Origin of the sequence: Thalassospira sp. UBA1131 (assembly GCF_002311515.1) — a bacterium.
Lineage (GTDB): Bacteria > Pseudomonadota > Alphaproteobacteria > Rhodospirillales > Thalassospiraceae > Thalassospira.
Genome location: NZ_DCAO01000044.1, coordinates 10,236 through 22,043 on the forward strand (window position 1 = coordinate 10,236; position 11,808 = coordinate 22,043).

Below are 11,808 nucleotides of genomic sequence, written 5' to 3' on the forward strand. Positions count from 1 at the left end.
GCACCTTGGGTGCTTTCCTGAATGCCTGTGATGTGTCCGGCAATATCTTCAGTCGCACGGGTGGTCTGGTTGGCAAGGTTTTTGACCTCGGCTGCGACCACGGCAAAGCCTTTGCCGGCCTCACCAGCGCGGGCGGCCTCAATGGTTGCATTGAGCGCAAGCAGGTTTGTCTGTTCGGCAATCGACTGGATCAGTTCGACGACTTCACCGATTTTGTCCGATGCACTTGCAAGTTCGGCAAAGATCTTGCTGGCATCTTCGGCCTCGTCCGCGCCCGATTGTGCGATATTGGAACTGCGGGCAACCTGCGAGGTGATTTCATCAATCGCTGCTGCCAGTTGCTCGGCTGCTGCGGCGACGGTGTCTACGTTGGTCGCAGCCTGTTCTGTGGCTGCCGCAACATTGGCCGCCTTGTTTGTGGTCAGATCAGATTGGCCCGCCATTTCCGATGCTGTGCTGCGCAGTTGGGACAGGGCTGCATTGACACCGGTCAGGTTGCTTTCGACATCGTTCTCGAATGCCTTGATACGGGCATCGATACGTTTGGCGCGTTCAATCTGTTGCTGATTTGCGGCTTCCTGTTCTTGCTGCAGGCGGTCGGCTTTCTTGCGGCTTTCAAGGAATACTTCAAGCGCGCGTGCAAGATCGCCGATTTCATCCTTGCGGTCCTGGCCATCGGTTGCGACCGATGTATCGCCTTGTGCGACACGCGATAGGGCGGCAGTGATTGTCCGCAAGGGGCGGGTTGTTGATCTGTCGATCGCAAGTCCAGCCATTCCGATGACGATTAGCATGCCAATTGCCACAGCGATATCGTTGATAGCTGTTCGCCAGAAAATTTCGTCAACATCGTCGATATAAACGCCGGTCGTTATCACCCAGCCCCATGGCTTGAATGTTTCGGCATAGGCCAGTTTGGGAAATACGCCGTCATACCCCGGTTTGTTCCATTCGTAGGTCAGGAAACCACCTTCGGGATGTCGGGCCGCCTTGACCATTTCATCAAGGACCGGAACACCGTTGACATCAATCACCTGTTTGCCGTTCTGGCCGTTAAGTTTTGGCTGGAGCGGATGCAGTATGACCTTGGTATCAAGGCCCAGTACAAACACATAGTTATTGCCATCGTAACGGGCATTCTGAATGAATTCAGTTGCACGATTTTGCGCTTCTTCAAGGGTAATCTCGCCAGCTTTGGCAAGCTGATCATAATGATTAAAGGTCGAACTGGTCATCTCGACGACTTGCCGGACATTGGCTTTCTTTTCTTCGACCAGTGCGGATCGCAGTGTCACAAGATCAAAGATTGCCAGGCCACCCAGCGCAAAAGCCGTCATTACCAGTACCATCCGCAATTTGGTGGAAAGCGAGAAATTGGAGAGTTTCATTGGGTTCTCCGTGTTTGGATGTTAACGGCGGGAAACTGTATGCAGCAAAAGCTGTCAGACCAGCATAACTGCAAATTACGGTTGTGTAGCTGTGCGGTTTTATAAAAAGATCTTTGCCATTTGTTACTGATCGGAATTTAAAAAACCGTGCTATGATAAAGAATTCCCAATGAAATCAGTGCTACAGCAAGATGCGCAAACGAGAGAGGGATGCGCATGGCATCCCTCTTTGGTTTCGTGATAATATTTTCGGTTGTAGGACGATCAGTATTCGTAAGGCGTACCGTCCATATTTTCCATCAGCACTTCACGCTTGCCGACATGGTTGGCGGCGGAAACGACGCCGTTTTCTTCCATCTGCTCGATAATGCGGGCAGCGCGGTTGTAGCCGATTGAAAGCTTGCGCTGGATGAAGCTGGTCGATGCCTTCTTCTCGCGAAGCACAATGCCAACCGCCTGATTATAAAGATCATCATCTGATCCGCCGCCACCAGCCCCGGCATTACCACCGGCCATATAGGCCGCAACCGGGTCTTCTTCGGGTTCTTCGGTAACGGTTTCAAGATAGGCCGGGTCGCCCTGATCGCGCAGGTGTTTGACGATACTTTCGACTTCTTCGTCGGAAACAAACGGGCCATGGACACGTTGCAACCGGCCGCCCTGACCCATGTAAAGCATATCCCCCTGACCCAGAAGTTGCTCGGCGCCCATTTCACCCAGAATGGTGCGCGAGTCGATTTTCGAGGTCACGGAATAGGAAATACGTGTCGGGAAGTTGGCCTTGATCGTACCGGTGATCACGTCGACTGACGGACGCTGGGTCGCCATGATCAGGTGCAGACCAGCCGCACGGGCCATCTGTGCCAGTCGCTGGATTGAGGCCTCAACATCCTTGCCGGCAACCAGCATCAGGTCAGCCATTTCGTCGACGATGATGACGATAAATGGCAGTGGCTCCATCGGCAGTTCCTGATCTTCAAAGATCGGTTTGCCGGTTTCCGGATCAAAGCCGGTCTGTACACGTCGGGTCAGCTGTTCGCCCTTGGCGGCGGCTTCCTTGATGCGTTTGTTATAGCCCGCAATGTTACGCACGCCGACCTGGCTCATGGCGCGATAACGGTCTTCCATCTCGCGCACGGCCCATTTCAGGGCAACAACCGCCTTGTGCGGGTCGGTCACGACCGGTGTCAGAAGATGTGGAATGCCGTCATAGATCGACAGTTCAAGCATCTTGGGATCGATCATGATGAAGCGGCATTCTTCGGGCTTCAGGCGATAGAGCAATGACAGGATCATCGCGTTCACACCAACCGATTTACCCGAACCGGTGGTACCGGCAATCAGCAAGTGTGGCATCTTCGACAGATCGGCAATAACCGGCGTGCCGCCGATATCCTTGCCGAGGCTCATATTGAGCTTGCCGGTGTTCTTTTCAAAGTCACTCGATGCCAGAATTTCATGCAGATGCACGGTTTCGCGGCGCGAGTTTGGCAGTTCGATCCCGATAACGTTGCGTCCGGGCACCACGGCAACACGGGCGGCAATCGCACTCATGGAACGCGCGATATCATCGGCCAGGCCAATCACGCGCGATGATTTGACACCTGCGGCGGGCTCCAGCTCATAAAGGGTGACAACCGGGCCGGGCCGGACCTGCACGATCTCGCCCTTAACGCCAAAGTCCTGAAGCACGGTTTCAAGCAAACGGGCATTCTGCGCCAAGGCTTCCTGATCAATCTGGTTGGCATCGGCCGGATCAGGTTCACCAAGCAGATCAAGCGGCGGGAAACGATACTCATCCGAGCCCAGATCAAACGATGCCTGACGCTGTGCTGCGGCCTTCTGGCTGGGTTGCAGCTTGGCGGCTGGCGCGGCGACAATATGAACCGGCGGTTCGTGATCGTCATCGTCGTCAAACCCGTCATAATCGTCCGGGTCGACATCCGGTTCGGACTTCCGGGTTGAAATGGCCGTGCCAAGCTTGGACTTGCCTTTGTCCATCGACGGTTCCTGACGCGAACCCGGGGCACGTTTGGCAAGTGGCTCATCGTTGCTGCCGGTCGGGATAATGGCACGAATGCCTGCAATCACCTTGCCGCCGGCAAAGGACAGGGCCGTGCCCAAGCGTCCCCATTCAGACAGCGAATAGGCCATGCAAAAGATCGTCAGTGCCAGACCAAGCATCATGGATGCCAATGCGATCAGGGCCCGTGCACCGGGCACCCCAATCATCGCAAAACCGGCCTGAAGCTTGCCCAGCAGCAAATCACCGGCAAACCCGCCCAGACCAACCGTCAGCGGCCAATGCATGCCCGGCTGAATGGCTGCTGCCGAAACTGCGACAAGAAGCAGTGCCAGCGGCAAAACAAGGAAACGTGCCCACATCCAGCGGAACGGTTTGACCGCAATCAGGCGCAGGCCCCAGGCGACAAGCAAAACGGTAATCAGTGCCGATGCCAGACCAAGGGTACGCAGCATCAAATCCGCGCCATAGGCCCCGACAATTCCCAACGGATTGAAAATCGTCGTGCGGTCCGTGGCATGGTTAAACGATGGATCACCGGGATGAAAGCCGATCAGCATGATGAACAGGGCCATGGCCAGCAATACCAGCCCGAGGCCGCAAAACCGCAAGCCACTGCGCTTGAGCAGTGTCACGAGACTGCCGGGCATGAAAGCGGTTCCAAGAGTGTTTGACTGGCTGCTCATCTGGGTATCCGTTCTGGTTAAGTCCTGCTGTTCTGGTCGGGCGAAGTATCGGTTTAGCTTTCCAATGCCTTCGCGATGCGGGTCAGTCCTTCCCGCGTGGTTTCAAGATCATGCACCAAGGCAATGCGGATGAACCGTTTGCCCGGATTGTTGCCATTGGCATCGGTCAATGAAAGGTAACTGCCCGGAATGACCTTAACCCCGGATTCTTTCCAGATTTTCCGAGTGGCAGCCTCATCATCGCCGACATCAAGCCACAGGAAAAATCCGCCGGGCGGGCGATAGAAGCCAAACCGGTTGCCAAAGACTTCCTCGGCGATGTCGATTTTGGCGCGATAGATATCCCGGTTGGCCTCCGCATGGGCATCATCGTTCCAAAGTGCGGTGGATGCGGCCATGACCGGCATCGGAATGGTGGCCGAGCAATAGCTGCGCAGTGCCGTAAAGCGTTTGACGATTTTTGCATCACCGGCAACAAACCCTGAACGCAGGCCCGGCGCACTGGATCGTTTCGAAAGACTGTGGAAGACAAGGATATTGTCCATGTTTCCACCCTGTGCGGCACAGATTTCAAGCGCGCCGGTCGGTGCGGTGCTGTCATAGATATCGGCATAGCACTCATCCATGGCCAGCACGAAGTCATGCTTGCGTGCCAGTGTGATGATCTGTTCGAGGTACGCACGCGATGCAATCGCCCCTTGCGGGTTGGCCGGCGAGCACAGGAAGAACAGCGCGCAGGCATCAAGATCCTTGGCATCAATCTGATCCAGGTCGGGCAGGAACCCGTTTTCCGGCCCTGCCGCCAGCGGCACCATTTCCGCGTCATTCAGCACCGCCGCGCCGCAATAGACCTGATAGAACGGGTTGGGCAGCAAGACCTTGGGTTTGGGCCCGGGTTGATCCTGTGGAATGACAGTTGTGGCAATCAAATAAAGTGCTTCGCGCGTGCCTGCGACCGGCAGGACGTGATCATCACGGTCGATCATGTCTTTGGGCAGGTTATAGCGGCGATCAAGCCAGTTTTTGATGGCATCGCGCAATTCCGGCGTACCCGCACCGGGCGGGTATTTGTGCCAAAGGCTGGCATGTTTGACCATCGCCTCGGTGATCATGGCGGGCGGTTCATGCTGTGGCTCGCCGATCGACATGACAAGCGGCGGCTGACCGGGTTCGATCCCGTCAAGCAGGGTTGCCAATCGCGGAAACGGATAGGCAGGCAATTGATCCAGGCGCGCGTTAAACATGGTCGTCGTCAATCCAGCATGATCTGTGGTCCGCCGTTTGCGGTCCGGTTATTCGGAAGATGGGTAAAATCCCCTGACTTTACCCCTATGCCAAAAGTGCAAAGAAACATTTAAGAGCACGGGCAAGCCAACGCAAAAAGCCCGGAAAGATGCGCTTTCCGGGCTTGAAAGAGTATTAACTCTGGTGCGGGTCGCGCAGCCTAGCTCGCCCGGAGATCATCCTCGGGATATGCGCCGATGTTGTGGATCGAGATATCTGCGCCATCAAACTCGGCTTCTTCGGACAGACGTATCCCAATCGTGATCTTGAGGGCACCATAGACAACAAAGCCGACCACGGTCGCAAAAACGACACCAATCAGCGATCCTGCCAGCTGTGCGCTGAACGAAACGCCGCCCATGCCGCCAAGGGCCTCAACGCCAAAGATGCCACAGGCAATCCCGCCCAGAAGACCGCACATGCCGTGCAGCGGCCAAACGCCAAGAACATCGTCAATTTTCCATTTTGCCTGAAACTGATTAAAGCCCCAGACAAACAGCGCACCGGCAAGGCCGCCGGTCACAAGTGCACCCAACGGATGCATGACATCTGACCCGGCGCAAACGGCAACCAGTCCGGCAAGTGCGCCGTTATGGACAAAACCGGGATCATTTCGACCGGCAATCAATGCCGTCAGAATGCCGCCGACCATCGCCATCAGCGAGTTAACTGCAACCAGCCCGGTAATGCCGCTTATTGATTGTGCGGACATGACGTTAAAGCCAAACCAGCCAACACAAAGGACCCAGGACCCCAACGCCAGGAAGGGAATGTTTGACGGCGGAATACCGACGAGGCCACCGGTTTTGGTATATCGCCCGCGTCGCACGCCGAGATTGATCACAGCACCAAGTGCGATCCAGCCGCCAACCGCATGAACGACGATGGAACCGGCGAAATCATGGAAAGGAGCACCAAAAGTGGCTTCGATCATGTCCTGGAAACCGAAATTGTTGTTCCAGACCATGCCTTCAAACAGGGGATAGCAAACCCCCACCAAAATGGCGGTGGCAAATAGCTGCGGATAGAAACGTGCGCGTTCTGCAATACCGCCAGAGATGATGGCCGGGATCGCTGCTGCAAACGTCAAAAGGAAGAAGAATTTGACCAGATCATAGCCGCTATCAGCAAAGGCTGGGCTGTTTTCGGGGGTGATCTGACCGCTCAGAACGCCAGCATTGGCAAAGAAATCAACGCCATATGCAACGCTGTAGCCGACAAAGAAATAGGCAATGGTCGAAACAGCGAAATCAACAATGATCTTAACCAGTGCGTTAACCTGGTTCTTTTTGCGAACCGTGCCGACTTCAAGAAAGGCAAAACCGGCATGCATTGCGAGCACCATAATAGCGCCCATCAGGACGAAAAATACGTCCGAGGCAGTCTGGAAGGCCCCCATAAGGCGTCCCCCTTTTCAAATAGCGTTTCCTCTCCGTCCGGTCTTGTCGGGGCAGCCGGACTCTGGTTCGGGGCAGCCAAGATCAATTTTCGTGCCAATGACGCAAAACCGGGCAGCAAAGCGTAAAATGCCAAGGCTGTTGCTTGGTATTTGAGTGTCGGGGTGAGGCATTCGGTTTTAGGGACAAAAAACGTCTTTGCCTTCCAAGTGATCAAAACGCTGCCCAAAAAGGCAGCATGGAACAAAAAAGCCCGCCCGGGCTTCCCCGGACGGGCTTTTGATCTGATCGATCAGGTGCCGTGCGAACGCGGCACCTGTCAGAAAGTCTTGCTTAGAAGCGCTGGGAACCCTTACCGAATTCCGGATAGGCTTCCAGACCAAGCTCGGTCGCATCCGAACCGTTGGCTTCTTCTTCCTCGGAGAGGCGGATACCAACAGTGAACTTCAGAGCCAGCCATACGATAGACGAAGCAACGATGGTGAAGGCACCCATTGCAACGATACCGGTGATCTGCGTACCGAAGGAAGCACCGTCATTGGTGAACGGAACAGCAAGCGTGCCCCAGATACCAGCAACAAGGTGAACCGAAACAGCACCGACAACGTCGTCGATTTTCAGTTTGTCGAGCAGCGGAACCGCAACAACAACCAGGATACCACCGATTGCACCGATGATGATCGCCGAGCCAATGGTCGGGGTGTCCGGAGCAGCCGTGATCGAGACCAGACCAGCCAGTGCACCGTTAAGTGCCATGGTGAGGTCGACCTTTTTGTAAAGGATCTGGGTCAGGATGATTGCTGCAACCACACCGCCGGCAGCAGCCATGGTGGTGTTGCCATAGATGTTGGCAACGGCGATGACGTCAGCGCCGGTACCCATAGCAAGCTGGGAACCACCGTTGAAGCCGAACCAGCCGAGCCACAGGACGAAGGTACCAAGCGTTGCAAGCGGAAGGTTCGAACCCGGCATCGGGTGAACGGAACCGTCTTCGCCGTACTTGCCTTTACGTGCACCAAGGATGATCGCACCGGTCAGAGCAGCCCAGCCGCCGACCGAGTGAACAATGGTGGAACCGGCAAAGTCAGAGAAGCCCATTTCCGACAGCCAGCCGCCGCCCCAGGTCCATGCACCGGTGATCGGATACAGAACGCCAGTCAGAACAACGACGAAGATCAGGAACGGCCACAGTTTGATACGCTCGGCAACAGTACCCGATACGATCGAAGCTGCGGTGGCAACGAAGACCATCTGGAAGAACCAGTCGGATGTTGCGGAATAACCGCCAGAGAAGTCGCCACCAAGGGCAGCGGAGTCATCTGCGCTCCACAGGCTCAGCGAGCCGATCCAGCCAGACACATCCATGTACATCAGGTTGTAACCGATGAGGTAGTACATGATGCCTGCGATTGCGAAGAGCGAAATGTTCTTAAGCAGGATGGTGGTAACGTTTTTGGTACGAACCAGGCCGCTCTCAAGCATAGCAAAGCCCGCCGCCATGAACATGACGATTGCGCCACTGAACAGGAAGCTAAAGCTGTTGAGAATGAACTGGGTTTCAGCCGGAACGCCTGCGTCCTGAGCAAAAGCCGGAGAAGCGATTGCCAGAAGGGCGGTAGCTGCAGCCGCAGCAAGGCCGGTTTTCTTCATGGAAATAGTCATAATGTCTCCCCTTGTCTCTGGACTTACAGGGCGTCGTCGCCGGTTTCACCAGTACGGATACGAACCGCCTGATTCACATCAAGAACGAAAATCTTACCGTCCCCGATTTTCCCGGTTTGAGCAGTTTTGGTGATGGCTTCGACAACCTGATCAACCAGATTATCCGTGATGGCGACTTCCAGCTTCACCTTCGGCAGGAAGCTGACCATGTATTCAGCACCACGATAAATTTCGGTCTGACCTTTCTGGCGACCAAAACCTTTAACTTCGGTGACCGTCAAACCCTGGACGCCCAGTGCGCTAAGCGCTTCACGGACTTCGTCCAGTTTGAACGGCTTAATGACAGCAGTAACAAGTTTCATAATAATGCGACCTCCCGGCATATCCGTTGAGTACCAACGTGGTAATCACGATTTCGCAGTCGCAGTCTCCAAACCAAGAATCGTGCCAGACTCAGAATAAAAATCGTAAATTACTGTTTTTGTTGCATAAAATGATGAATCAATCTGACGGAATTATGACTTCGTTCTGTCATGACCGGATTAAAATCTGCACAAAATCTGTGGCTGTTCAAAAAATATGCATATTTTTTAATCAACCTGTCGCGTAATTGAAAAGCGCTTACAGCTCAAGGCTCTGTGGCAAATCGCATTCCTGGTCCGCGGGACTTGTCGCAACCAAGGGGTGATATGCCTTGGCAGGTGGCGATGGCGCATTCACGGCTGTCAAAGATGGTTTGCCCCGATGTTGTGCTGCCAAAGGTGTGATAACTGCGCGTCGATGATCGGTGCGGGTTGTGGCTGCGTATCTGGCAGGGTAAAGATGTGCAAACAACGCTTCCACGACGCCCTATTGCGTCAGGTCAACGCAGGATGCCAAGTTGCATTGTAAACCGGCATCACTGGCCAAGGCCAAACGACACAGGAAATTGCGATATGCATGATCATCAGCCACTTCAAACCGATGTCATTATTCTTGGGGGCGGCTTGAACGGTGCTTCCATGGCCTTGGCGCTGGCCCATGGCGGTATCAAGTCGGTGGTGATTGATTATGCAGACCCCAAAACCATCCTGACGGCCAATTACGATGGCCGGACCTGTGCGATTGCTGCCGCCTCCAAATCGGTTTTGGAAGTGATCGGAGCCTGGGAAAACATGGCCGATGGTGCGGAGCCGATCCTTGATATTCGCATTGCCGATGGTCAAAGCCCGCTTTTCCTGCATTACGACCATCATGATGTCGGTAACGAGCCGCTTGGCTATATCGTCGAAAACCTTGTCACGCGCAGTGCGCTTTATCGTGCCATCGAAAAAAACGATCTGGTCAAAATGATTGCACCGGCCAAGGTCGAAACGATTGCACGTGATCAGGGTGCCATGACCATCACGCTGGCAGATGGGCAAGTCGTGCGTGCGCCACTTGCCATTGGGGCCGAAGGGCGCAAATCAATGTTGCGCGAATGGGCAGGCATCAAGACCTATAACTGGAGCTATAAGCAAAGTGCGGTGGTTTGCACCGTCAAGCATCAGCAGTCCCACAATGGGCTGGCGGTCGAGCATTTCCTGCCGGCAGGCCCGTTTGCAATCTTGCCGATGACCGATAACCGTTGCTCGATTGTCTGGACCGAGGGCACGGATCAGGCCAATTATCTGGTCAATCTTGATGATCAGACCTTCCTTGATGAATTGCATCGCCGGTTTGACGGCTATCTCGGTGATCTTGAAGTTATCGGGCCACGCTTCTGCTATCCGCTTGGGTTGCAGCACGCCTATCACTATACCCAGGATCGCTTGGCGCTGATTGGTGATGCAGCGCACGGCATGCATCCGATTGCCGGTCAGGGGCTGAATATGGGGATCCGCGATGTTGCGGTTCTGGCAGAAATTCTGGTCAATGCCCGTCGTATTGGTCGTGATATCGGCAGTGCCGATGTGCTGGCAGAATATGAACAATGGCGTCGTTTCGATAACACGGTGATGCTGGCGGTAACCGATATCACCACGCGCCTGTTCTCCAATGATATCGCGCCGATCCGTTGGGCGCGTGATATCGGATTGGCGATTGTCGAGAAAATCCCGCCCCTAAAAAAGACCTTCATGTCGCATGCGATGGGCTATGCCGGCACGCTGCCAAAACTGATGCAGGGCAAGCCGCTGTAATCGGATCGCCTTTTGCCACAACCGGGAACTTTCGCTAGGGATTTCGGTCGAAAATTGGGATAGGTGATCAAAGGTCATTTAAAATCATTCAAAAACATGTCGTTTTTTGTGAGTGATTGTTGATTTGTGTCAACAAGTCAGCAAACAGAAAAGCGCAATGTCCCCCTCGAGTTGATCAAACTAACAGGGGACAGATAATGTCATTCAAATCCAAACTCCTTGGTGCCGCATTGTTGGGTGGCATGATGGCCGCTTCGTTTGTTGCAGCCAATCCGGCTTCCGCACAGACCGCCGAATTCAAAACCAAACAGGCTGGCGACTTCCTGATTCGCGGCCGTGTGCTGGGTGTCGTTCCTGATGAAGACGTCAAGAGCGGGACTCTGTCTGGTGAAGGTAAAGTTGATAACGATGTCATTCCAGAACTGGATTTCTCTTACTTCGTGACCGACAACATCGCGCTTGAACTGATTGCAGGCACATCCAAGCATGATGTTAGCTGGAACACCGGTTCTGCAGATGTTAACTTGGGCAGTGTCCGTCTGCTGCCGCCGACCCTGACCCTGCAGTATCACTTTATGTCCGATAGCCGCTGGAGTCCTTACGTCGGTGCTGGCATAAACTACACCTTCTTCTACGACGAAAAACGAGGCGATGCGCAGTCGATCAGCTATGATGATGGCTTTGGTTATGCGTTCCAAGCTGGCTTCGACTATGCGATTTCGGGTCCTTGGTCGTTGAACGTCGACGTCAAGAAAATCTTCCTGAATACCGATATCACAACGAATGTAGGCGGCAACACTCACAAAGCTGATGCAGACCTCGATCCGTGGTTGTTCGGTGTCGGTATTGGCTATCGCTTCTAATAAGGCGTGCGTTCGAGGTTAACCTCCCCGGACAGCAAGACACTAAAAACGGTCCTGTCTTTGGCAGGGCCGTTTTTGTTTTGGGACTTCTGGAAAGAAGGGGGGAGCGTCAGCGTTTGGCAGGATCGCGCGACAGGCCGCGTGCTTTGAGTGCGGCGAGATAGTTGTTCCAGAGCTTGTCCTGATTACAGTGCAATTCACGCAGATATTGCCAGCTAAACAGGCCGCTATCATGCAAGTCGTCGAAGGTAATGCGCACGGCGTAATTCCCGACCGGCACGATATCGATGATGCCGACATGCCGGCGGCCGGCGATGATCTTCTTTTCTGACGGATGATGGCCTTG

General features: G+C 54.4%; 9 protein-coding genes. 2 read left to right on the forward strand and 7 right to left on the reverse strand.

What is annotated here, in order from left to right; all coding sequences use genetic code 11:
* From B3Z49_RS06780 to glnK, 6 genes are all read right to left on the reverse strand, one after another.
* Positions 1 to 1,388: methyl-accepting chemotaxis protein (locus tag B3Z49_RS06780; RefSeq protein ID WP_296989230.1), on the reverse strand; the 1,388-nt coding region annotated here is incomplete at its 3' end.
* 264 nt (positions 1,389 to 1,652) lie between these two features.
* Positions 1,653 to 4,097, reverse strand: a complete 2,445-nt coding sequence (locus tag B3Z49_RS06785) for a DNA translocase FtsK (RefSeq protein WP_296989233.1) — start codon at positions 4,095 to 4,097, stop codon at positions 1,653 to 1,655.
* A 53-nt stretch (positions 4,098 to 4,150) separates the two neighbouring features.
* On the reverse strand, positions 4,151 to 5,341 hold the full coding sequence (locus B3Z49_RS06790) for an aminotransferase class I/II-fold pyridoxal phosphate-dependent enzyme (protein WP_296989235.1): 1,191 nt from the start codon (positions 5,339 to 5,341) through the stop codon (positions 4,151 to 4,153).
* Positions 5,342 to 5,541: 200 nt separating this feature from the next.
* The gene (locus tag B3Z49_RS06795; protein WP_296989236.1) at positions 5,542 to 6,780 is read right to left on the reverse strand and encodes an ammonium transporter; all 1,239 of its coding nucleotides are present in this window, start codon (positions 6,778 to 6,780) and stop codon (positions 5,542 to 5,544) included.
* A gap of 331 nt (positions 6,781 to 7,111) precedes the next feature.
* Positions 7,112 to 8,440 (reverse strand): ammonium transporter, encoded by a 1,329-nt coding sequence (gene amt, locus B3Z49_RS06800; protein ID WP_296989239.1) that lies wholly within the window; start codon positions 8,438 to 8,440, stop codon positions 7,112 to 7,114.
* 23 nt (positions 8,441 to 8,463) lie between these two features.
* Positions 8,464 to 8,802: a P-II family nitrogen regulator gene (gene glnK, locus B3Z49_RS06805; RefSeq protein WP_008888552.1), complete on the reverse strand. Its 339-nt coding sequence runs from the start codon at positions 8,800 to 8,802 to the stop codon at positions 8,464 to 8,466.
* A gap of 573 nt (positions 8,803 to 9,375) precedes the next feature.
* On the opposite strand from glnK, the gene ubiH reads away from it, so the two are divergent.
* Entirely contained in the window at positions 9,376 to 10,599 is a 1,224-nt protein-coding gene (gene ubiH / locus B3Z49_RS06810) for a 2-octaprenyl-6-methoxyphenyl hydroxylase (protein ID WP_296989245.1), read from the forward strand.
* A 197-nt stretch (positions 10,600 to 10,796) separates the two neighbouring features.
* Complete coding sequence (locus tag B3Z49_RS06815; protein ID WP_210515523.1) at positions 10,797 to 11,462, forward strand: OmpW/AlkL family protein; 666 nt, start codon at positions 10,797 to 10,799, stop codon at positions 11,460 to 11,462.
* Between the two features lie 109 nt (positions 11,463 to 11,571).
* On the opposite strand, the gene B3Z49_RS06820 is transcribed toward B3Z49_RS06815, so the two are convergent.
* Positions 11,572 to 11,808 (reverse strand): gamma-butyrobetaine hydroxylase-like domain-containing protein (locus B3Z49_RS06820; RefSeq protein ID WP_296989251.1); only part of this gene is annotated, 237 nt, incomplete at its 5' end.

Coding starts and splice junctions, on each gene's coding strand:
- ubiH (WP_296989245.1), top strand. CDS start 9,376: ATGCATGATCATCAGCCACTTCAAACCGATGTCATTATTCTTGGGGGC.
- B3Z49_RS06785 (WP_296989233.1), bottom strand. CDS start 4,097: ATGAGCAGCCAGTCAAACACTCTTGGAACCGCTTTCATGCCCGGCAGT.
- B3Z49_RS06815 (WP_210515523.1), top strand. CDS start 10,797: ATGTCATTCAAATCCAAACTCCTTGGTGCCGCATTGTTGGGTGGCATG.
- B3Z49_RS06795 (WP_296989236.1), bottom strand. CDS start 6,780: ATGGGGGCCTTCCAGACTGCCTCGGACGTATTTTTCGTCCTGATGGGC.
- amt (WP_296989239.1), bottom strand. CDS start 8,440: ATGACTATTTCCATGAAGAAAACCGGCCTTGCTGCGGCTGCAGCTACC.
- glnK (WP_008888552.1), bottom strand. CDS start 8,802: ATGAAACTTGTTACTGCTGTCATTAAGCCGTTCAAACTGGACGAAGTC.
- B3Z49_RS06790 (WP_296989235.1), bottom strand. CDS start 5,341: ATGTTTAACGCGCGCCTGGATCAATTGCCTGCCTATCCGTTTCCGCGA.